This window comes from Microcoleus sp. N3A4, assembly GCF_036701805.1.
In the GTDB taxonomy this organism is placed as follows: Bacteria; Cyanobacteriota; Cyanobacteriia; order Cyanobacteriales; family Microcoleaceae; genus Microcoleus.
Map to the genome: position 1 here is coordinate 32,148 of NZ_JAUBRJ010000039.1, position 22,071 is coordinate 54,218.

22 protein-coding genes, 1 pseudogene and 1 CRISPR repeat array are annotated in these 22,071 nt (G+C 44.9%); of the genes and pseudogenes, 12 read left to right on the forward strand and 11 right to left on the reverse strand.

Annotated features, from left to right (window positions below):
* Window positions 1–72 precede the first annotated feature (72 nt).
* The 4 genes and pseudogenes from QUA56_RS21510 (at window position 73) to QUA56_RS21525 (ending at window position 3,722) form a co-directional block, all read left to right on the forward strand.
* Window positions 73–276 carry a pentapeptide repeat-containing protein gene (locus tag QUA56_RS21510; protein ID WP_333361288.1) on the forward strand — a complete coding sequence of 68 codons (204 nt, stop codon included), beginning with the start codon at window positions 73–75 and terminating at the stop codon, window positions 274–276.
* A 15-nt stretch (window positions 277–291) separates the two neighbouring features.
* Window positions 292–432 (forward strand): annotated as a pseudogene (locus tag QUA56_RS21515) (pentapeptide repeat-containing protein); the annotation flags it as partial.
* 47 nt (window positions 433–479) lie between these two features.
* On the forward strand, window positions 480–1,190 hold the full coding sequence (locus QUA56_RS21520) for a DUF547 domain-containing protein (protein WP_333361290.1): 711 nt from the start codon (window positions 480–482) through the stop codon (window positions 1,188–1,190).
* Window positions 1,191–1,439: 249 nt separating this feature from the next.
* A CRISPR array of direct repeats spans window positions 1,440–2,801; the repeat unit is 37 nt; unit sequence GTTGCAATCAACCTAAATCCCTATCAGGGATTGAAAC.
* A 78-nt stretch (window positions 2,802–2,879) separates the two neighbouring features.
* On the forward strand, window positions 2,880–3,722 hold the full coding sequence (locus tag QUA56_RS21525) for a GNAT family N-acetyltransferase (protein ID WP_333361292.1): 843 nt from the start codon (window positions 2,880–2,882) through the stop codon (window positions 3,720–3,722).
* Between the two features lie 317 nt (window positions 3,723–4,039).
* Here the strand turns inward: QUA56_RS21525 and QUA56_RS21530 are convergent, their stop codons facing one another.
* Together QUA56_RS21530 and QUA56_RS21535 are read right to left on the reverse strand one after the other, a co-directional pair.
* Window positions 4,040–4,459 (reverse strand): Uma2 family endonuclease, encoded by a 420-nt coding sequence (locus tag QUA56_RS21530; protein ID WP_333361294.1) that lies wholly within the window; start codon window positions 4,457–4,459, stop codon window positions 4,040–4,042.
* Window positions 4,460–4,705: 246 nt separating this feature from the next.
* On the reverse strand, window positions 4,706–4,843 hold the full coding sequence (locus QUA56_RS21535; RefSeq protein ID WP_333361296.1) for a hypothetical protein: 138 nt from the start codon (window positions 4,841–4,843) through the stop codon (window positions 4,706–4,708).
* A 191-nt stretch (window positions 4,844–5,034) separates the two neighbouring features.
* On the opposite strand from QUA56_RS21535, the gene QUA56_RS21540 reads away from it, so the two are divergent.
* The 3 genes from QUA56_RS21540 (at window position 5,035) to QUA56_RS21550 (ending at window position 8,750) form a co-directional block, all read left to right on the forward strand.
* Window positions 5,035–6,435 (forward strand): DUF2157 domain-containing protein, encoded by a 1,401-nt coding sequence (locus QUA56_RS21540; protein WP_333361298.1) that lies wholly within the window; start codon window positions 5,035–5,037, stop codon window positions 6,433–6,435.
* 109 nt (window positions 6,436–6,544) lie between these two features.
* Window positions 6,545–7,261 carry a GDYXXLXY domain-containing protein gene (locus tag QUA56_RS21545; RefSeq protein WP_333361299.1) on the forward strand — a complete coding sequence of 239 codons (717 nt, stop codon included), beginning with the start codon at window positions 6,545–6,547 and terminating at the stop codon, window positions 7,259–7,261.
* Between the two features lie 367 nt (window positions 7,262–7,628).
* Window positions 7,629–8,750: a hypothetical protein gene (locus QUA56_RS21550; protein WP_333361301.1), complete on the forward strand. Its 1,122-nt coding sequence runs from the start codon at window positions 7,629–7,631 to the stop codon at window positions 8,748–8,750.
* Window positions 8,751–9,103: 353 nt separating this feature from the next.
* Here the strand turns inward: QUA56_RS21550 and QUA56_RS21555 are convergent, their stop codons facing one another.
* Window positions 9,104–9,763 carry a class I SAM-dependent methyltransferase gene (locus tag QUA56_RS21555; protein WP_333361357.1) on the reverse strand — a complete coding sequence of 220 codons (660 nt, stop codon included), beginning with the start codon at window positions 9,761–9,763 and terminating at the stop codon, window positions 9,104–9,106.
* Window positions 9,764–9,863: 100 nt separating this feature from the next.
* On the opposite strand from QUA56_RS21555, the gene hemH reads away from it, so the two are divergent.
* A complete protein-coding gene (hemH, locus tag QUA56_RS21560; RefSeq protein ID WP_333361303.1) occupies window positions 9,864–11,027 on the forward strand; it encodes a ferrochelatase in 1,164 nt (387 codons plus the stop codon).
* Window positions 11,028–11,211: 184 nt separating this feature from the next.
* Here the strand turns inward: hemH and QUA56_RS21565 are convergent, their stop codons facing one another.
* On the reverse strand, window positions 11,212–11,823 hold the full coding sequence (locus QUA56_RS21565) for a DUF4126 domain-containing protein (RefSeq protein ID WP_333361305.1): 612 nt from the start codon (window positions 11,821–11,823) through the stop codon (window positions 11,212–11,214).
* Between the two features lie 362 nt (window positions 11,824–12,185).
* On the opposite strand from QUA56_RS21565, the gene QUA56_RS21570 reads away from it, so the two are divergent.
* A complete protein-coding gene (locus QUA56_RS21570) occupies window positions 12,186–13,472 on the forward strand; it encodes a Glu/Leu/Phe/Val dehydrogenase (RefSeq protein WP_333361307.1) in 1,287 nt (428 codons plus the stop codon).
* Window positions 13,473–13,488: 16 nt separating this feature from the next.
* Entirely contained in the window at window positions 13,489–13,650 is a 162-nt protein-coding gene (locus QUA56_RS21575) for a hypothetical protein (RefSeq protein WP_333361308.1), read from the forward strand.
* A gap of 78 nt (window positions 13,651–13,728) precedes the next feature.
* On the opposite strand, the gene QUA56_RS21580 is transcribed toward QUA56_RS21575, so the two are convergent.
* The 3 genes from QUA56_RS21580 to QUA56_RS21590 form a co-directional block, all read right to left on the reverse strand.
* A complete protein-coding gene (locus QUA56_RS21580) occupies window positions 13,729–14,127 on the reverse strand; it encodes a hypothetical protein (RefSeq protein ID WP_333361310.1) in 399 nt (132 codons plus the stop codon).
* Window positions 14,128–14,131: 4 nt separating this feature from the next.
* Window positions 14,132–14,614 carry a hypothetical protein gene (locus QUA56_RS21585; RefSeq protein WP_333361312.1) on the reverse strand — a complete coding sequence of 161 codons (483 nt, stop codon included), beginning with the start codon at window positions 14,612–14,614 and terminating at the stop codon, window positions 14,132–14,134.
* A gap of 165 nt (window positions 14,615–14,779) precedes the next feature.
* Complete coding sequence (locus QUA56_RS21590; RefSeq protein WP_333361314.1) at window positions 14,780–14,980, reverse strand: helix-turn-helix transcriptional regulator; 201 nt, start codon at window positions 14,978–14,980, stop codon at window positions 14,780–14,782.
* 161 nt (window positions 14,981–15,141) lie between these two features.
* Between QUA56_RS21590 and QUA56_RS21595 the strand changes: the two genes are divergently transcribed.
* Window positions 15,142–15,360, forward strand: coding sequence for a hypothetical protein (locus tag QUA56_RS21595; RefSeq protein ID WP_333361316.1), 219 nt, complete (start codon window positions 15,142–15,144; stop codon window positions 15,358–15,360).
* Between the two features lie 183 nt (window positions 15,361–15,543).
* Here QUA56_RS21595 and nrdJ read toward each other — a convergent pair whose 3' ends face one another.
* The 4 genes from nrdJ to QUA56_RS21615 all read right to left on the reverse strand — a co-directional run bounded on the left by nrdJ (window position 15,544) and on the right by QUA56_RS21615 (window position 21,886).
* The gene (gene nrdJ, locus QUA56_RS21600; protein WP_333361318.1) at window positions 15,544–18,438 is read right to left on the reverse strand and encodes a ribonucleoside-triphosphate reductase, adenosylcobalamin-dependent; all 2,895 of its coding nucleotides are present in this window, start codon (window positions 18,436–18,438) and stop codon (window positions 15,544–15,546) included.
* Window positions 18,439–18,459: 21 nt separating this feature from the next.
* Window positions 18,460–20,289 (reverse strand): group II intron reverse transcriptase/maturase, encoded by a 1,830-nt coding sequence (gene ltrA / locus QUA56_RS21605; protein WP_333361319.1) that lies wholly within the window; start codon window positions 20,287–20,289, stop codon window positions 18,460–18,462.
* A gap of 644 nt (window positions 20,290–20,933) precedes the next feature.
* Entirely contained in the window at window positions 20,934–21,335 is a 402-nt protein-coding gene (locus QUA56_RS21610) for a hypothetical protein (protein ID WP_333361321.1), read from the reverse strand.
* Window positions 21,336–21,601: 266 nt separating this feature from the next.
* A complete protein-coding gene (locus QUA56_RS21615; RefSeq protein ID WP_333361323.1) occupies window positions 21,602–21,886 on the reverse strand; it encodes a hypothetical protein in 285 nt (94 codons plus the stop codon).
* Between the two features lie 36 nt (window positions 21,887–21,922).
* Here QUA56_RS21615 and QUA56_RS21620 point away from each other — a divergent pair, with 36 nt between their 5' ends.
* Window positions 21,923–22,054 (forward strand): hypothetical protein, encoded by a 132-nt coding sequence (locus QUA56_RS21620; protein ID WP_333361325.1) that lies wholly within the window; start codon window positions 21,923–21,925, stop codon window positions 22,052–22,054.
* Window positions 22,055–22,071 lie beyond the last annotated feature (17 nt).

A 22,071-nucleotide genomic window follows, 5' to 3' on the forward strand; every position in this document is an offset into this window, starting at 1 on the left:
CAGATCCCAGTTGAAGTTTAAATTGAGAATATTTTATAATTGTAGAAGGTAAAGAGCATTAAATCTGTAAATTTGGGATCGGTTTTATTGCGACAGGCGATCGGGTTGGCAACAGGGGCGACAGCAGCTAACCCCCAACAAGTCGATCGATTGCAGCAAACTAACCAGTGTCCCCGATGCGATTTGAGAAGCATTCCCCTGGGGCACGCGAGTTTAGCAAATGCCTATTTGCAACGGGCAGATTTGAGAAGAGCAAATTTTAGGGAAGCTAATTGATCCGGGGCAAATTTCAGCGGGGCTTCTTTGTGGCAAGTTAATTTAGCAGGTGCTGATTTGAGCGAAGCTAACTTAACCGCTGCCGGTTTGACGGGGGCAAATCTGCAAAACCCTAATGTTGCAGGTGCTATTTTGGTTGACGGTAGTATTAAATAGAAGCAGAATCTAAAGCAATGCCAGCCTTATCATATGGATAGTAATAAATGATCGGTACGATCGACTTTACGATTTGGGACGAGTTGCTGCAACGCTACGTTGACGATTTCGGCCGCGTCAATTATCGGCGCTGGAAAGCTGAGGGGGCAGATGTTTTGAGGGGGTGGCTGGAAAGTTTGGCAGATGTGGATTTGGCGGATTGTACTGATGCGGATGCGCGGCTGGCGTTGTGGCTGAATGCCTATAATGCGATCGCAATTTCTCAAGTTCTCGAAGTATATCCGATCGCGTCCATCCGTCCCAAAGTTTTGGGAATTCCCAACTGGCTGAGTTTTTTGGATTTTTTCACCCGTTCAAATTCGATTATTGGCGGCAAAAAGTACAGTCTCAATCAAATCGAACACGCAATTTTGCGGCCGGAATTTGCCGAACCGCGCATCCATTTTGCATTAGTTTGCGCTTCTGTCGGGTGCCCGCTGCTGCGCCGGGGGGCTTATTTTCCCGAGTCGGTACGGACTCAACTAGAAGCGGATGCCAGCCGTTTTATTCACAATCCTGATAAGGTGCGGTACGATGCCGAGAAAAAGACGCTTTATTTGAGCAAGATTTTTGAGTGGTACGGCGAGGATTTTGTAAAGGCGGCGGGTTCGGTGGCTGAGTATGTGGGCGGTTATTTGGGGCCGGAGGCGACTGTGGGCGATGGATGGGCGATCGTTTTTTTGCCTTACGACTGGAATTTGAATCAGGTTGATGGTTGAGTTTTCCGGGAACGGGTAGGTGTTTTTTTTGGGGGTGGTTTTTTTTCGGCTGTATCGCTTGCTATGTAAGGATTTGAGCTAATTGTGGGAAGAAATCGGTTCGCGGAAACGCTGTAATGCTTGCTGTGACTGGTTTTGAGGGCTGTTGAAAAATTTGCCTCTTGACAGGTCGGTATTGAAATGGTACTTTTAGTGCAGACGCAAACGAACCTTGAAAATTAAATACAGTAAAAGTTTCAGAAACTAACTGTTGCAATCAACCTAAATCCCTATCAGGGATTGAAACCCCATTACTTGATTGGCTGCGTAAGAAGTAGTTCCAGTTGCAATCAACCTAAATCCCTATCAGGGATTGAAACACTTCTTTAAGCAAATCTCCTTCCGGGATATTCCAGAGTTGCAATCAACCTAAATCCCTATCAGGGATTGAAACACAATCCATTCTGATGCTCTCTCAATTATTGCACCATGTTGCAATCAACCTAAATCCCTATCAGGGATTGAAACGCTGATTTATCTATTTCAGCAACTTCTTAAGCTTTTAGTTGCAATCAACCTAAATCCCTATCAGGGATTGAAACTTTTCTCCCTTCTTAACTGCTTGCTCTAATTGCTCTGTTGCAATCAACCTAAATCCCTATCAGGGATTGAAACACCATGAAGCCCATAGGGGCTAGCGCGACACCAAACGTTGCAATCAACCTAAATCCCTATCAGGGATTGAAACTCTAGATAAAAGCTTTTGCCTAAGTAATAAGAAGTTGTTGCAATCAACCTAAATCCCTATCAGGGATTGAAACTTTCATACCTGGGTTTTTCGGTTTTGATGGTGTAATCAAGCCGCAATCAAACTAAACCCCTATTAGGGATTGAAACCTACGGAATAAACTTCGTTGTCAATCTCAAATTGCCGCAATCAAACTAAACCCCTATTAGGGATTGAAACTCCTGTACTAATTTTCTATTTAGGCAAAAACTTCAGCGTCGCAATCAAACTAAACCCCTATTAGGGATTGAAACGCTCGGACTAAGTGCAGTGCGCTGTGCATTCACGCCGCAATCAAACTAAACCCCTATTAGGGATTGAAACCAGTCATTAATTCGCCGAAAATATACTCCGGATGCCGCAATCAAACTAAACCCCTATTAGGGATTGAAACTTCCATACACCAAAATTATAGTTGCCACCAATGCTACTCATAACGCCGCAATCAAACTAAACCCCTATTAGGGATTGAAACGTCGGCAGACTGTCTTTGGTAAGCGATTAGATTCGCCGCAATCAAACTAAACCCCTATTAGGGATTGAAACTCACATTCTGAGCTGTTCGGAACCTTAGTTTGCTTTGGCTACAATCAAACTAAACCCCTATTAGGGATTGAAACGGACTTTTCGGATGAATCTCCTCCTTGACAATTGGGCCGCAATCAAACTAAACCCCTATTAGGGATTGAAACTCGGGTGAAAGCAACTTTATTGTAATCATCCCCTACGCGCCGCAATCAAACTAAACCCCTATTAGGGATTGAAACTTGACTAACACCAGACAATCCGCTCAAAGCTTTCGCTTGTAGCCGCAATCAAACTAAACCCCTATTAGGGATTGAAACGCAGTAACAGCGCATGAACTGGCAGCCGATGTTGCAACCACCAAAAACCCCAGATCCAATAACTTTAAGTACAAAAATATGACCCAAAAACAATGGATGATTAGCGGGATGACGATATCGGAACTTAATTTAGCAGTAGATTGGGCAGCGGCAGAAGGTTGGAACCCCGGATATTATGATGCCGAATGTTTTTTTCAAACCGATCCTCAAGGATTTTTCATGGGTTATTTGAATGATGAACCTATTGCTTCAATTTCTGCCGTTGCCTATGATGCCAGTTTTGGTTTTATTGGTTTATATATTGTCAAACCTTCCTTTCGGGGCCAGGGATGGGGATTAAAATTGTGGCAAGCCGCGATCGAATATTTAGGAACGCGAAATATTGGTTTGGATGGCGTTATTGCCCAACAGGAAAATTATCAAAAATCTGGTTTTAAATTAGCTCACCGTCACATTCGTTATCAAGGTCTAGGATTTGGAGTTATTCCTGACGAGCTGATTCCACTTTCAACGGTTCCTTGGGAAGAAATTTTAGCCTATGATTCTCAACATTTTCCTGTTCCCCGTCCGGTTTTTTTAAAGCATTGGATTCAACAACCTGAAATATTCGCTTTCGGTGTCAAACATCAGGGACAACTAAGCGGTTACGGCGTTTTAAGAGTTTGCCGTCAGGGGTATAAAATTGGGCCGTTATTTGCCGATAATGTCGGTTTTGCCGAATTGTTATTGCAAGGATTAATGGCCAAAATACCTGATGCTACTGTATTTTTAGATGTGCCTGATACCAATTTAGAAGCTATTAATCTGGCTGATAAGTACCGAATGAAACCAGTTTTTGAAACTGCACGAATGTACACATTAACGCCACCAATTTTACCCCTAAATCAAGTGTTTGGGGTGACAACCTTAGAACTGGGTTAAACATCCGGTTGCAATTACCATAAAACTCTATTAGGATTGAAACATCGAGGATTATAATCCTCGGCAACAAATGATTCATAGTTGCAATCAAACTAAATCCCGATCGGGGATTGAAACAAAATTCTGCGTTATATCAATTCCGGCTGCACCGGAATGATATAGAGGACACGGCAGTGCCGTGTCCCTACAATTAATCGTGGTAGGGACACGGCACTGCCGTGTCCTCCGTTTATATCATTCCGATGCTAACGGAATTGATATTACTCGGAAAAGTGACTGGTTAGATGAATGCTAACCAGTTAGCTATCGATCCGCCCTTAAACCTCTCCACTCAAAATCTGTTGAACCGTCAAACTTAGCTGTGGAAACATCGGAGATACGATCGCCTCTCCATCCCGAAATACCCCAACCTCAACATATTGCCCCTCCTCAAGCCGCAAAACCGTCACTACTTGTTCAATTGGATCGATCGCCCAATACTCTGCAATGCCCCGCGCTGCGTACTGAGCTCGTTTGCGCTCGTAATCCCGATCCCTGCCCAGTCTACCCGGACTGACTACCTCGACAACCAACCGAGGAGGCAGCATATCGAAAGTGATAGTTAGCCTGATTGCTGTCAGCGGAATGTGTTCGGGTTCCAGAATTATCAAATCGGGGTAGCGGTTGGCTGCATCGGACGATCGCAAAACCGCAACTTGAACCTCGCAATTATGCGTTTTAATCGGCCTGAGTGTCACTAGCCCGCTGCTAACCAAATAGAAAAATAGATATAGCCTTTCGAGCGAAAGATGAGGTATGAGTGATAGCTTATCTAACCACTGAAACTAAGAGGGCTGAAGCCCAACAACGTACCTCATCTTTCTGAGAACCGCTATAGTTAGCAATAAAATTATGATAGCGGTTCTCAAGTAAATGAGGTACGTTGTTGGGCTTCAGCCCTCTTCTTTATTTAGCCGTTATATAAGTTGTCAGTCATACCTCATCTACCTGAGAACTATAGGTTCAGATTCTGGCGGCAAAGCTATTAACTCCCCATCAATTAACTCATAGCGTTGACCCGTATCATTTGAGTAATTAAGGTACTCGTCAAAAGTTAACTTTTTAGATTGAGCTTGTACCATAATATTACATTCCTTGATTTATTCGTTTCTTTATGCTAGGAGTTTGTTTATGTAGAAACGGTTTCAACACCCGAAGGATATCAATCAAATCTGCTGTGCAAGTTCAGCAGGTGTCCCACCCTCCATCGACGATCGCCCCACAAATGACATATTAAAAACTATCACAGTTCAAATCCTCTGGAATATAAACAATGATTTCAGATAAATTTCGGCGCGAGTTGCGGGAACAAGCCAAACTCTGGCAAGCAGAAGGACTCATCGACACTTCATTCTACCAACAACTTTCGGAACGCTACCAATTCAACACACTCGAAACCGCCTCCCGCAACCGATTCCTCAGCATTCTGATGAGTCTCGGCGGCATTCTCCTCGGTATAGGAGTCATCACCTTTGTAGCCGCCAACTGGCAAGTTTGGTCGCGCGAAGTGAGAGTTGCACTGCTGCTAAGTCTTTTCGTAGCAGTCAATGCGGCGGGTTTCTATCTGTGGCGAATTCCCCCATCCCGAAGCCAAAACTCCAATCCCAATATGCCCGCAACAAAAGGGCGAAACAAACTGCTAGGTGAAGGATTGTTGCTGTTAGGTGCTCTGATTTTAGGAGCAAATATGGCATTGATGGCGCAAATGTTCCACATTGGCGGTTCTTCCTACGGACTTTTCCTTGCTTGGGGAATCGGCGTGCTCGGAATGGCTTACAGTTTGCGGTTGACTTCCTTGGGCGTTTTGTCCGCACTTTTAATCGGTTTGGGCTATTGGCTTGCCGTGTTAGATTGGTCTTCTAAAGTCGAGTTTTCTTGGCTGGAAGTTTTGGTGCGGCAAATGCCGATCGCAGCCAGTATAATGTTTGTGCCGCTGGCTTATTGGTGTCGATCGCGTGCTATTTTTGCCATAGGTGCGATCGCGATAATTTTTTCCCTACAAGTTTCTATTGTCCAAGGGTTAAATCCAACCTGGGGTGTTGCAATTTTTTGTGCTTTACCGCCCGCTTTGCTGTGGGGATACGACGACGCAATCTGGCCGAAGGTACACAGCAGGCTGTTTCAAGCTACCGCCCGCAGTTTAGCACTGCTGTTTCTCGCCGGTTTGTTTTATGTTCTTTCTTTCTACGGGTTGTGGCAAGATTCGCCGACTCCTGCGCCAACCGATCCCAATTGGGTTTTGCTGGCAAATGTTGTTGTTTTGGGCGGTTTCACGGTGTTTGAATGGCTGCGTTTGGGACGTTTGGAACTGCGGCGGCCCAAACAAAAAGCAGTGGATTTGACTACAAGTGCGATCGGCATTTTAATCCTCGCCAGCGCCTTTATACCGCTTTTTCACCTCAATTTTACTCCCATTCCTCAATTAGCGACTTTTCTGTTCAATGTTTGCTTATTTTTGCTTGCTGTCGGCTTAATCCGAGAAGGTTTAGCATTAGGAAACCGCCAGACTTTTTGGGGAGGGATGGTATTAATAACCCTGCAAATTATCAGTCGAGTGTTTGAATACAACACAGGATTGTTGCTCAAATCTTTTGTCTTTGTTTTGTGCGGGATTGGCGTAATTGCTGCGGGTTTGTGGTTCGAGCGCCACTTCGCAAAAATCCCCGATGAATAGGAGCATTCTACTATAGTGCGAGCGAGACGATCGCACTGCACTCGGAAGATTATTATGCCGATTCAAAGGTAAACGATATTATTCTGCGAACTAATTCCCTATTCCCAATATGAACACCGAAAATCCAGCTTCAACAGATCAAAGTTCCGAAATAGCAGATACCACTGCTAATCCCCCATCCTTCACCCTTCCCCCCGCGGCTAAACGCCTTCCCGCGTGGCGGCTGTGGGTTCCTTTGCTGCTGCAAATCGGACTAATTGCCGCAGTACCGGCTACAGCAGTTTACACTTTTATGACTGGCAAAACAGTTGTCCTGCAAACAGCACCAGTAGACCCTTACGATTTGCTGCGCGGATATTACCAAGTTTTGAGCTATGATATTTCCGATCGCACAAATCTCGAAAAACTCCCCGGCTGGAAAGATTTACCTGCCGAAAAAATCTCTTGTCCGCCCGGGGTTGTTTGTCCGCAAAATACGCACAATCCCAAGCCACAAACCAGTTTTTATGTAATACTAGAAGCGCCAAAAGCGGCGGCGAATTCCGACCGCCCCCAAGCTTGGAAACCCGTCAGCGTCAGTCTAAAAAATCCCGCCAATTTGCCCGCCAATCAAATCGCAATTAAGGGCAAATATAACAGTTGGCGGATGGAATACGGCTTAGAAACTTATTATATGCCAGAGGATGAAAGGGAAAAAGTCAATCAGGAGATTAGCGAAGCTCAAAGGAACCAGCGACAATCTTTGTTGGTGGAAGTAAAGGTTGACAAAACAGGCCATGCTGTGCCTGTGAGTTTGTGGGTGCGCGATCGCAATTATCGATTTTAGCTGATATCTTGCACCATTGTCAGCAACAGGCTTTCCGGCCTGTTCCACAAAATATAAATTTTCTCGCTTCACAGGCCGGAAAGCCTGTTCCTAAAGAAGTAATTGAGAATGGTGCAACATATGAGTTTTAGCCAATTTAGCCAAAAGGTCGATCGACCTTTTGGTCTTGTTTTGAGTATTTTGGCTTAGACAGAAGCCGAGGTTGGGCGATTCCCTACCGCAACGGGCTCGCACCCGCGTTCGGGATAGCTTCGCTGGCGCGGACATTTCAATTGCCGACAACTCAGGAGAATCTATTAAGATATATAAGACTTGTGCAAATCTTGCCAATTCAAGGGTGCAAGTTCAGACTCTACTGGAGCTTCTCATGTTAGCCGAGCTAATCTCTGCCAGACGCATACTCAAGACCCAACTCCTCGAATTTTTAGGACTTCCCGACAATGGCCAAGACAAAACCGATCACCTCGTCAGCACAATTGTATCAGTGCTGGAAGTAAATGCAGCCGAACAAGAAAGATTTTGGGAGACATTCAAAAGTGAATTAGCCGTCGATCCGGTAGAATTAGAAGAAATACTCAAGTGTTCGCCAGCAGAACGCCAGCAGTGGATTGAACAAGGCAAACTTCCTATTTTAGAATACCGCTCTTTCCGCAAATCAGGAATCCATTTAGAATATCCAGTTCACGACAGAAGATTCATCTTAAGTCTTACGCAAACCGAGATTAATAATTGGCGCCAAGAACCCAAAGGGCTGATTCAAAATAATCGCCCAACAACCTCTCCAATCTATACAGAAAAGCCCGAAGAAAACGAACAATCGCGAGTAGCTTTTAGTTCAGCTTGGGAAAAAATCATTGCCGACTGGAAAGAACAAGGTTCGGCGGAAATTTCAGCAACTTTCCAGCTAGCTTACTGGACAGTTTGGGCGTCGCGGTGGGCCAAAGAAAATCAGCTCAACAGCTTTAAAGCAATTAAATATAAAGAAGTCTACGAAACTCACCAGCAGGAATGGTATCAGCGAAAAAATCAAGCAGTCAAGTTACTGATTGAAATGCCCTACGCCATGCTTTACTTCTACCGTCCGGCGGATGCTGACAAATTATATCTCGAACTGTGCGACGACCACCAGGAAATGATGAAAGATGGCTACTATTGGGACAAGTGGGAGTTTTTCTATCAGAACCGCAAACTTGTAAATAAGTGCCGCGAATGCGTGTACTGCGAAACCAAAGATTATTACTCGCTTTACTACCTGGAAATCAAGAGCGACAAGTTTCCTGATTTTAGTTTTTCTTTCCACACGCCGTACACAATTGGCAGAAAATTTTTGCCGCATCCTGAAACGCTACCTTATGTAGATCACGTAGAACAGGACGGCATTTTTCGCTTTGGCCGCCCGCTGCTGGAACAAGAGAAAGTTATTCACACAGAAAAGGATGTATTGCTCAAGTTTGAGGCGGCTTTGGCAGAAGCAAAGAAGTTTTTTTAGTTAGGAGTCATTAGTCATCAGTCATTAGTCCTTAGTCATTAGTCATTAGTGTTAATCAGTAGGGTGCGGATCTGCTTCATATTTGATAAAACTTGCAGTTCATTGAGGGCGACGCACCTGACACGGGCGATCTCAAGATTGTGTGTACCGCATATACATGGAATATGCTGTATGAGTCATTAGTCATTAGTCATTAGTCAGCAGTCATTAGTCATGAGTAACGGACGCGCCAATTATTGACTAAATACTGCTGAATTCTTACTTTTAAACTGAGAAATATTTACTCATCACTAATGCTTCATAACTAATAACTAATGACTAATGATTAATGACTAATGACTAAGGACTAATGACTAATGACTAATGACTTTTGACTTTTGAACTTGGATTACTTGAATGCTGCCGCCAGCATAAAGTTTGGGTTGTTGAGCTTCTTCGGAATTGTACGATCGCAATCCCACTTCTGCCAGCAAACTCCCCAAGTCAGTTTCGAGCAATTGCCAAGCAGTTTCAGTCTCAAACAACCACAAAAATACAGCCAACCCCGGCCAAAGCACCGGATTTGCGGGCGAGTGAAAATCTACCAAAGTGAATACACCACCCGGCTTGAGCACGCGGTATACTTCCTGAAATATTTGTCGCAATTGGGCCCGCTGCATTTCGTGCATCGCAACGCTGCTGTGCACCAAGTCAAAATGAGAGTCTGGAAAAGGCATCGACTCGGCAAAAGCTTCTACATAATTGGCCCTGGGCACATTTTTCCTTGCCCGTTGCAGCGATAATGGCGAAGCGTCAAGTCCCGTGACATCCTCCGAATATTGCACCAGAAACTGCGTAGTTTGACCGCTACCGCAGCAAAGGTCTAAAACTTTAGTTTCCGCGCTGACGGTCAAATTTTGCAGGGCTAGTTGGCGGAAACGAGCCTCGCCGCCTACGCTCAAAGCCGCAAGACGCGCGATCGCATCGTACAGCCACTGATACCGATAACTTAAATCTCTAAAAATTGTTGCCACAGTCAAAATTATGTATACCTTGCTATCGACTTAATATATTATTAAGTTATATGATAAAGATAAATAACAGAACTGAGACGATGGGAGAGCTGTAACCGCTATGGGTCGTGTGGGAGTATTGCTATTAAACTTGGGCGGGCCAGATCAAATCGAGGATGTCCGCCCTTTCCTGTTCAACTTGTTTGCTGACCCGGAAATCATTCGCATTCCGTTTCCGTGGATGCAAAAACCGCTCGCCTGGTTGATTTCGACCCTGCGCTTTCAGAAATCTCAGGAAAACTACCGCCAAATCGGGGGAGGCTCTCCTTTGCGGCGGATTACCGAAGAACAAGCCCTAGCACTGCAAGAACTCTTGCAAAAAAAGGGACAGGATGCTCGGGTTTACGTGGGGATGCGCTACTGGCATCCTTTTACCGAAGAGGCGATCGCCAAAATTAAGCGCGATCGCATCGAACACTTGACAATCTTGCCGCTGTATCCTCAATTTTCCATCAGCACCAGCGGTTCTAGCTTCCGGCAGCTAGAAGAAATGTGGGGCAAAGATCCAGCCCTCACCGAGATCGAATATACGGCTATTCCTTCTTGGTATCAGCGGCCGGGCTACATTCAGGCAATGTCGGAACTGATTGCCCAAGAACTAGACCACAATCCTCATCCCGATCGAGTTCACATCTTTTTCAGCGCCCACGGCGTCCCCCTCAGCTACGTAGAAGAGGCTGGAGACCCATATCAGCGCGAGATACAAGATTGCACTCGTCTGATTATGGAACATTTGAACCGATCGAACGAACACACTCTAGCTTATCAAAGTCGGGTTGGCCCGGTGGAATGGCTCAAGCCTTACACCGAAGACGCCATTACCGAATTGGCAGAAAATGGAGTGCAAGATTTGTTGGTAGTTCCGATTAGTTTCGTTTCCGAACACATCGAGACTCTACAAGAAATTGACATGGAGTATCGAGAATTAGCAGAAGAATCGGGGATTGAAAATTTCTACCGAGTGCCCGCCCTGAATACTCATCCGGTGTTTATTGAAGCCTTGGCCGATTTAGTCATCGAGTCGATCGAATCTCCCAGCGTTAAATTCTCGGATGTTGTACGCCCTTCCAAGACAGTGAAAATGTACCCTCAAGAGCAGTGGGAGTGGGGTTTGACTACGGGGGCGGAAGTTTGGAACGGTCGTTTAGCAATGATTGGTTTTATCGCACTATTGATCGAGTTAATTACGGGTCAGGGCCCGCTACACTCGATCGGATTGCTTTAAATTGACAGTTGACAGTTGACAGTTGACAGAAGTAGGTTGGGTTGAGCGATAGCGAAACCCAACACCTTATTTCCAACCAAGAGTTGGGCGGAGCGAAGCGTAGGGTTCGTTACCTCAACCCAACCTACATATTTTAAATTTCACTTAAATAACTAATAACTAATAACCAATAACTAATCACTAATTAATCAGGATCGCGCTTGCGGCGGCGGGGATTTCCCTTATCGCCCGGTATTCCCTGACTTCTGTACCAGCGGTACCACTCTTTAGAACTGCGAATTGCCAGCCACAGCAGCATCATAGCAACTAACCCTCCCTGCCGCGGGGCGTCAAAGGCAAACAAAACCAAGGAAATGCACAGAACATCTTGGAGGAAAATCACCCAAATCGGCAAACCCCGCAGCCGGTAAAGCCATCCTGCTTGTACCAGTTGCAGCACTAAAGCCAACAAACCTCCGACAACACCAATAATCCACAGCATCCAAGGGTGAGCAATAATTTCGTCGATCGAACTTACCTGAGCGATCGCAATTCCCATAATTGCTCCTACAATGGGACTGAAAATAATTTGCACAACTTGCAGCACCCGCTGTCCCACAAAAGTTTTAGAAGCAAATAATTCTAACAGCGACCAACTCACCAAGATGGCGATCGCCACCTGGGGGTGAACCCCCGACAATAGAGGTATTTCCGACCAAAGTTTGTCAATCCGCAACAAACCAATTAACAGCAGGGGCAGGGCAATTCTCATACCCCCTGCCGCCGACGCAGAGAGTGCGGCTAGGAGTCCAACCATAATAATAATAATAATTGAGTTGATAACGTCAGCTAAAGCCTCGATCTATTTCAGAATTTAATTCCCCTGGTGGCTGCCTGTGATTTGAGCGATCGAACTCAAATTGCGGCTTGAGCTTACATATCACCCTCTATTGTAAGTGTATCTGCTTAATCGCGGCTTCGGACTGCTCGAAAAGTCGATCGACACAAGGCCGTTTGCGGACAGTTAACTGTTGAGTGTTGACAGAATTCAACCCGGATTGTGATTAAATTAGCTTAAGTACCAGAAGCCTTCTTCTCTCTGACAACTGACAACTAACAACTGTCAAGTGACAACTAACAACTGTCAAGTGACAACTAACAACAGTCAACTAACTTCTTATGTCTGATTCATTATTTGCCGATGCCAGTCGCCGATTAGAACGAGCCTTAAAATACGTGTCGCTTTCCGAGGATACGATCGAACGGCTGAAACATCCCAAATCCAGTTTAATTGTATCGATTCCCGTGCGGATGGACGACGGTTCCCTGAGAATTTTTCAAGGTTATCGGGTGCGCTACGACAATACCAGAGGCCCCTCTAAAGGAGGAGTGCGCTATCATCCAAATGTATCCCTTGATGAAGTGCAATCCTTGGCATTTTGGATGACTTTTAAATGTGCAGTTCTCAACTTGCCCTTTGGAGGGGCAAAGGGCGGAATTACTCTCAATCCCAAAGAATTGTCCAAACTGGAATTGGAACGGTTGAGCCGGGGCTATGTCGATGCGATCGCAGATTTCATCGGCCCCGATGTCGATATTCCCGCGCCGGATGTCTACACCAATCCCATGATTATGGGTTGGATGATGGATCAGTACAATATTATTAAGCGGCAGCTTTCTCCGGCGGTGGTGACTGGAAAACCAGTGACAATTGGCGGTAGTTTGGGCAGAGATACGGCAACAGCAATGGGTGCTTTTTTTGTAGTAGAAACTATTCTACCCAAATTTCAGCTAAAGCCTCAAGATACAACTGTAGCAGTACAAGGTTTTGGTAATGCCGGTGCAGAAATAGCAGAATTGCTGTGGAAAGCCGGTTACAAAGTTGTTGCTGTCAGCGATTCCCAAGGGGGAATTTATGCTAAACAAGGGCTGGATATCCCCAGTATTCGAGGCTTTAAAGACTCTAATAAAGGTATTAAAGCTATTTACTGCGAAGGTTCGGTTTGCAATATTATAGAACACGAAATATTGACAAATGAGCAAATTTTAGCATTAGATGTGGACGTGCTGGTTCCAGCAGCTTTGGAGAATCAAATAACTGAAGCAAATGTTAATGATGTTAAGGCTAAGTTTATTTTTGAAGTAGCTAACGGGCCGATTGATTCTGCTGCTGATTTGATTTTAGAAACGCGGGGAATTCACGTAATTCCTGATATTTTAGTCAATGCCGGAGGCGTAACGGTTAGTTATTTTGAGTGGGTGCAAAACCGCAGCGGGCTTTATTGGAAGCTGGATGAAGTCAACCAGCGGTTGAAGCATAAAATGGTCGAAGAAACTGAGGCAATTTGGAAAATAGCTGAGGAATTGTCAGTTTCCATGAGAACTGCTGCTTACGTGTACGGGTTAAATCGACTCGGAGAAGCGATGAATGCGAAGGGAACGCGGGATTATTATGTGAACGGTTGAGGGAAGTGCGGTAAGATTGTGCGATCGTACAATCTTACCGCAGCTATTTGAAAAAAGTGCAGTCTACGAACCGACTGGGCAAAACTTGGCTCTGAATTGGGGAATTTTGGGCTTGCACGCCGCAGTTTATTTAACCGTAACTTTGCTGTTGCAGAAGCGGAAAGATATTTTCAAATAACGCAAAACACGGCTATGTTCTTTTAGTCTAGCGTTGCGGGGAATCAAGTTTGTGTAGAGGGGATTCAAACCGCCGATTTCAATCCCTTCTTACGATATTGGGAAAAAAGTCAGCAAATGAGTTACTGCTGCTGTTTTCTTCTCCATAAGCATCTTCTATGATGACATCAAAGTCAGATGTATTATAGTTTCGTAAATATTGTTTTATCTTCTCCTCATCGCGATCTTTTAGCAGCAAATAGGCAGCAAATCTCACCGACATTATTCGATCTTGCAATGCTTGAATTATCAAATCCAAGCCTGCTTCTCCATATTTCAGCGCTTCGGAGAGTGCGGCGATTCTAACTTCGACAGCGGGCGAAGCTAAGCGGCTTTTAACGCCTGGGATGCCTCCGAGTACCGCAGCATTGACAGGAATTAAATTTTGACCGCCGAGAACGGCATCGTATTCTCTAGGTTCATTTGGATTTTCTGACATAATTTCAACCAGGGACTTTTGCTAGTTGATCCGGCTGCAACGGAGGCCTCGCCAACAATTCATCAACTGAGAAAGGTTGGGGTTGAGGAATTGCAGCTTCAGCGTCCATGAGTTCTTTTATTTTATCAAAAATCAAAACAGCTTCTGCTTCTGAGTCAGTTAGTTTTTCGTAAAAATAAGGTATGGAGAACCAATGCTCAAAAGCAATCTCTAACAAACCGTTACTTGCTAATTGCACTTGCCAGTACCGAGAATATTTGGCATCCACTATCTCAAATAACGGGGCTGGATTGTGTATGGGATAATAAGTATACCGCTCGTCGCAAATATAATATGATAAATTACCTTGCCATTCAGATATAGCATAGACAATATACTCTTTCCCTACTATCAGTTTAAATTCAGTTTCTTTGGTGATGTCTAACGGCGGATTTAGGTAGTTTTCCGGTAGATAAGCCCCTTTGTTGGCAATGCAGCGAATCTTCATATTCTAAAAAACAGGCTAGTTTTAATTGTACGATCGGGCTTTTATATCATTTCCGTTTAATTCAGAATTGTATCTGATGAAGTTCTGTAGATACCGTAGGGTGCGTCGCTGTCTATAATCTGCGGATCGGCTTGAAAATCTCGTAGCGACGCACCATACAAATATTTAATTTACCAAATCCTCTAAGGAAAGCTTCAGGAGGTCGCACAATGCTTTCGTCTGTTCTAGATACAGCTTTGGAATATGTCTACCTGCTTCCCAATTTTTCACCGTCATTACAGTCACGCCCAATTCATCAGCAACTTGCTGCTGCGTCAAAGAAAGCGATTGGCGTCGCTGTTTTAGTTTTTCCCCCACACTACTCATTAACTATCCAATTTCAGAATTCCTGTGGTTAAGTTGACTTAACCACAATTTGTCCGTAGTATGAGAGGAGAACATCACATTCGTCAGAAAGCCAGTGCGTCCCGGCTACCAACCTATCAGCACTGGCTCTGGCTCCCATACGTAATGGAGACAAGTTAATTATGCCTTACAAAGAACGACTTTATCCTTGGGTGCTGGTTCGTTTGCTGCCCAAAATGCAGCGGTTGACAGTTGGTCAGTTCCGCACTCGATCGGATGCGGACGGTCATCTAGAGATTCTCCGTCGCTTGGTTCCTGGCGGGAAATTCGCGGTGATATTTAACCCCGACCTGCTAGAGTCCCAGCAAGCTGACACTTCCGACAGAACATTCGATCGCTAATTTTCAAAGAATCCCTTCCCCGAAACGGGGAGGGAGTGACAATTAGTCGTTGGGTGGGGGCGGGTTTACTAGATTATTGATTTTAGGCAATGATGGTTGGTGAACCCACCCCTACGATTTTTGCTGAACCAGCACTTAAAAACCTAAAAAAATCCCCCAAACGGGGGATTTCCTTCAAGGCTATTACATAGCCTTAGTCTCCGGCATCAAACACTTATCGGAATCGCAGCCAGCAGGCCCCGAATCCATCATTTCACCCAAATCATAGCGACTTAGTGCCGCATGAAAAACATCAATTTCGCGGCGCGCTAAAGTCTCTTCCACCATCTTGGTGTAAGTTTCCTTGCTCACTGGTTCAAAGGGCAGACGCGGGAAAGTTTCAAGAGCATCAAACCGAGCTAAAAGCGCTGCGGAAATGTAGCCTTCGTCGTCGCGAATCGCTTCATAAATCCGCGTGCCAAAACTTTCAACTTCATTTTCGCGCAGTTCAATCGTGGCCGAAGTGTTATGTCGGACATAGAACTTTTGTACCTGCATATAAAAGTCCATTTGTGCCGCCGCTGAGAATTTGTTAATGTCAATTTCATCAGCACCGGGTAAATCAGCCCAACTTACCGCAACGGGTATTTCTACCAGCCATTCCGTGCAGCGTTCGTCGAAGGGATTGTTCAGCAAATTGCCGTTTTCATCTTTGTCTGATTGAGACGGAATCACATTGTATCCGTAGTCGATGCAGGCGAGGGCTACGGGGTCGTTTTTGCCGAAAGTGATGCGGCGAATGAAACGCTGGGCTTTCGGCGGATGCCAGCCGGGGGAAGCACCTGTCAGCAGAGATTTAGTACCCGATGGTTGAACGGTTGTGCAGCGATTTGGGCGTTTTAAGGAATGGCGATCGCAATAATCCCATACTACCCGATTCACAATCTCCCGCCAACCCGTTAAATACTCTTCTTCCCGCTGTTTAAAAGCGATTCCTTGCGGAGTTTGCGGGCGGCCTTCCACCCACCAGCGCAGCCACTCAACGCCAAAAGCATGAACGAAGAAATCGAACAATCCCGTGAAAGATACGCCGACAATCGGGTCTAATTCGCGACTGTATTGATAGCGGGGTTCGCTAAATTTGTGATTGAGAAGTACCGCGACAGATAGAGCTCCAGCCGTGAAAGCTTCCTCCTGTTCTTTGAAGTTGTAAGGGTCGATTTGATTGAGGTGAACCTCCGAAAGATTACAGTTTCCAGCTAGGGTATTGCCGAAAACTCCCTTATGAAACTCGGGTTCGTTGAAACAGTAAGTATCGTGCAATCCTGGTAATTCTTCGACACTTCTAACAACTTGCCATTTACCTTTGTATTTAGCATTGGTTCCTTTGCTCACATCTAACCGCTGACAAGGAATTTCACCACAGTCAGTAATTTGCAAGTAATACAAATCCTGACTTCGGACACCGTAATTAGTAATTGCTCCTTGATGAGCGCAAAGATTTAGCGACGAACGAATACCGCATTTGGTCAAAAGTAGCTGAACTCTCAAAGCGCGAGCGCGAGCGGAAATATAAATTCTGATACCATTACTATGGGTATTCGAGCCGTCCGTATCGGCTAATCCAGCAATAAAGTGTAAAATTGCTTGCCGGTTCCAGCTCGCAATTACATTTAATGCTTCTGGGTTAACTTTCAAACTTTTCAGAAACTCTCCAGAAAAGCTTAAGTTAGTTACATCTGTAAAAACAGGTAAATAGTCATAGCTTCTTTCAGGAGACTTATTTCCTGCTACTGACAAGGCCATTTTGCCTTCGTAAAGTCGAACTTTTGCATTGTCATTTTGGTCTGTAGTTCCATCTCCTACAGCCACACCCAAAGTGTAAGCATAACTTGCATCGATATTCAAGCCATCTTCATACTGAATTGTAAAAGGTTCAGTATGAATGCTATATCGACTTGTATCCATCAAGTCTGTGGTTTTAACTTCTCGGTAAACTTTACCAAATCGATCTTTGACAAAGAAACGATGATATTCTGTAGCATCCAGATAAGTACCATCAGCAAATTTTACGCGATAAAGTTTGCGTCGCCCGCCATTCGTATCGCTCGCTGTCTTAAATGGTGTGACTGAGCTCCATCTTTTACCATTCCAAATCTCTATTTCAGTTCCAACAACGTCCTTTATTTTATGCAGTCCGTCTTTCGTAATTAGCAAAGTGTCACCACTGACACAGTGAAAATTAGAGCCAATTATCTCACCACACGGGTTTAAGCCCAAACGAACTGACCGATGTTCTACTTCCTCAGCAGTCATGTCAGGATAGCGTTCCTGCAACCAGTGTTTAGCTTTTCCTTGTGCGTAAGCTTTCAAGAACTCTATTTTAAGACTTGGTGTTGAAAGTAAATCAACGTTAGCTCTAGCTACAGCTTCACCAGCCCATTGAATTGCACCTTCACCAGAATAATACTGTTTTCTAACAGCATCAATACATTCTTCCAGTGTTGGTTTGTAATGGAAAACACGAGAGTGATTTGCCATTCTCAAAGCATCGCGTTCGGGATCTATTTTCCAGTTGCCTTTTTCATCTTGTTGCCAGAGATTATCTTTAGCATTTGCGCCTAGTTCGTCACCAGAATCAAACTGACGAATTCCCGCGCTTCGGCGAATATTGCCAGCAACGATCGTGACCGCAGCTTCATCAATCAACACGCAGCATTCAACTGAATTTAACTGCCGCCCTAAAGCTTTATTCAAAATAGCGGCGCAGCGCTGATAAAGGTCGGGCAATTTCACCGGATTTGCTACTCCGCCAAAACCTTTTAACGGTTCTCCCACCGGGCGAACGTCGCTCAAATCGATGAAGACTTCAACTTCTCCTGCAAACCTTTCATCTGTGGATAATTCCAGCAAAGCTTGATAGGATTTTACCCAACCTTGGCGAGAATCTCCGACATAAATAGTGGCGGTTTTTTCGTCTATTTTTACTTCGGTTTCTTGGCGGCGCGATTGAACGGGTGTAGAGCCGATTTTGCCTTGCACTGTCACGGTTAAGCGGTTGCGAATCGGCGGCAGTTGGTTGATATATTGTGGTTCCAAGACTGCCCCGGTGCCATTAAACTAAGCAACACCCTCGCGAGTGCTACTCGTCTCCAGAACCGGACATGAGACTTTCACCTCATCCGGCTCCTCAGAAAACATACCTCTGTCATAGGAACTGCTCAGACTGCCATCTCTGGCTGTCTTTTGGTCATGGCAATGTCTATGCAATGCTTGAATGTTCTCGAACTTCTTTTTCCCGCCCAGGCTGATTGGTTGAATGTGGTCAAGCTCAATTTGATCTTCCGTTGTAAAAGTTAGATCGCATTGGGCGCATTTTCCTTTCTGCTTGTGCAAGGTTTTGGCGAGTAAAGAGGGAATTTCTTTACTCTTCCCAGTTCTTGAACCCCAGTAGACGAAATCACCGTTGAATGGTGAGGCATCGCCTTTAACCTTGATATGGCGAACAATCTTAGTCCATGTATGCTTTGACAAGATATATCTTTCATCTGTATCTGGGTTGATGTAACCAAACACCCAGTTATCCCCACCTACTTTTGTCCAGTATTTCTCAACTACCCATTCAGCACCCTTATTAGGATGCCTGTATCTCGCCCACGCTGTTAGCTTGGTATAAATCAGATGATTCAAATCTCTGAAAGCATCTGTTGAGCAAGCAGATGAGTAATAGTTAGCCCATCCTTGAATGAGGGGGTTGAGTTTCTGAATTAGCACTTTTTGTGGTGCGGATTTATGGGAATCGATGATGTCAGATATAGCCTTATAGTGACGTTGTACCGTTTTTTTGCTGGGTTGGATGATTGTTTGGAATCCCAGGATTTTTCCTGATTTGGGTGCTTTGGCGCTCATCCCATCGTTGACTGGAAATTGTCGTATGTTGAAACCTAAGAAATCAAATCCGGGTTGTTTCCCTTCATGTTCTTCAAAGGTGTGACAAATTATAGTCTTGCTTGGTTTTAATTCCAAGCCGATGTCTTTTAAGAAACCTTCAATGACGGCTTTTGCCCCTAACACAACATTGATGTCTTCGTGAATAAGCACGAAGTCGTCTGCGTAGCGAATTAAACTGAGAGCATTTCGGTTTTGCTTTTTCCCGTGGTTCCTACGAGTAGGTAGGGTATTTGCATACTCCTTAATAGCCTCTTCCATTCCGTGTAAAGCAATGTTTGCCAGCAGCGGAGAGATAACTCCCCCTTGTGGCGTACCTGCTTCTGTTGGGAATATATTCTGCCCATCCATATATCCAGCTTTTAGCCAGCTACGGATTAACTGTTTCATGGATGGATAGGTGTTTACTTTGCTCAGCAGTTTTTGATGGTCAATGTTGTCAAAGCACTTAGAGATATCTGCATCTAAGACATACTTAGCTTTGCAATGGATAGCTAAGTAGATGGCTTCGATGGCATCGTGTGTTGCCCGCCCTGGTCTAAACCCATAACTATTTGGCTCAAAGTGGGCTTCCCATTGTGGTTCTAAGGCTAGTTTGGCTAATGCCTGTAAAGCCCTATCTGTTATTGTGGGAATTCCTAGGGGTCGCTTTTCGTCTGTCCCTGGCTTGGGAATCCAGATTCTTCGGGTTGGTTTGACCTTCCCGGTAATCTTTAGATTTTTTGCTAGTTCCAAACGTTGAGCGTAATTGAGGGATTTTACTCCGTCTATTCCCGCTGTCTTCTTGCCTCGGTTGTCTTGGGTTATTTGTCGCGTTGCTAGAAGCTTAGCGTACCAGGATTTCATCAAGGTTTTCTGGAGTCGTCGCATTGCTTTGACATCCCCACGTTGAGCAGCTTTATGTATGCGCTTTTGCAACTTGAACACCATCCTCTGAATTTTCTTCCAGTTGATGTTGTTCCATACCGCCGTAGTCTTAAAACTCGTTTTAGTCGTTTTCATTGCTACTTGTACCTACATATATCTGTTTTCCGTGAGTCCGTCAGCATATCCTACGCATTACCGCAGGCATTAGCTTCTGACTCAATCTCGCCACATAGCTCATCCGGTTAGCACCTACTCAGGCATCGACCTCCTGAGAGAAACTATGTGGTTACTTCGTTCCTGATAGTCATTGGTTGAGAGTTTAGGTTTCTACTGTTCACCGGGATTGCGAGTGGTGCAGACCGCAACGGTTGCTATTGGGGTCACTCTATCCTTGCCTTTTGGCACAGCCTGTTAGTCCACTAGGCTGTTTTACATGATCACGATGATTCAGACGTAGATTTGCTTTCGCTAACCATGCTCTCTTGCTAGTTGGAGTCGAAGTCTGGACTGACTTCTTACCACCGTTCATTCCCGCTTCACGGATTGATGGCTAGTCGCTACCGTGGGGAAAGTGCTTTCACCCTTGCACTTAGGGGGTTGGGCTTCATCAGTTATTTATATGCTTTCCAGATTTACCATTAGATATTTGTATGGTTTTGCTGTACTGACATTATATTATTTCGATGTCACCAACATGACTATCAAGTTGTCAAGGTTCTTACCGTTATTGGTAGACTTACCTTGCGGCTAATCCCCCAAACCCTTATGAGGTTTGGTTTCTAGCCAACGAGTCGCACGCAGCCCATCATTGCCAAATCCATCAACAAACCAAAGGCCCGCCAGTCGAGAATATTTGTTGAGGAGCAATTATATGCGCCGGAAAAGTTCTCTGGTTGTTCGATCCATTTGCTGCCGCCTACCCACAGCCAGCGGCCTGAAGCGAGGGTTTTGAGCTGGTTTTGCATCCGGTGCAGCAGTTCTGTTTCTTCGGGGGTGAGGTTTCCCAGCTTTTGCAGCCCCTTGACTGTTCGATCGCACACTTGGGCCCAAGTCTCCCTTCCCGTCTCGGTACGGCGGCTGTACGTCCTGAAAAATACTGGATTGGCTGCGGGTGCTGTTTCAGGGAAATCGGACAGGTTGCGTTTGTCGCTGGCACTCGATCGTTCTAATTCTCGAACCATAGGTTGTGTACTGACGTGTCGGAATAAATCAACAGACTACGAATATACAACAGGATTCAGATTTAGGGTTAAAGGTTAATATATTTGACAATTTGCACTAAATATGGGGCATCTGTCGATTTTCGATTTTCGATTTTCGATTTTCGATTGCAGAAAGCCATCCTACTTCGATTTGGGATTTGGGATTTGAGATTTTCGATTCTGGAAAATGACCCTACTTAGATTGTGGATTTTCGATTTTCGATTTTCGATTGCAGAAAGCGACCCTAACGAGTCGTTAAAAACTCTATATTGGGTAACAGCGGGTCTTGAACAACCCCCACGCCGTTAAATCCCCAACGTTCGAGCAGCTTTTTTACCTGAGAACCGGAAATCGATTCTACTCCGAATCGATCGGCAACATCAGCAGCGTGGGCGTTGAGATAGCTCAAAGCGTCATAGTCTTCGCGAAACATCAGCAGGTAACTCACTGCCGAATCTGGATTGGGACAAGCGCTGATATATTTGCCGTCAGCACGAGAACGCAGCAAGTAAAAAACTTGAGATAACATTTTATCTTGTTTGTGAAAATAATAGATTAACTTAAATTGGAAATTGGGAATTGGGAATCGGGAATTGGGAATTGGGAATGGAAATTGGGAATGGAAATTGGGAATGGGGAATTGAGAATTGCCCGATCGCAATTGCAGTGCGAGCTAGAAGCTCGCACTGCGAAATAATTACGACTGCTCAACCG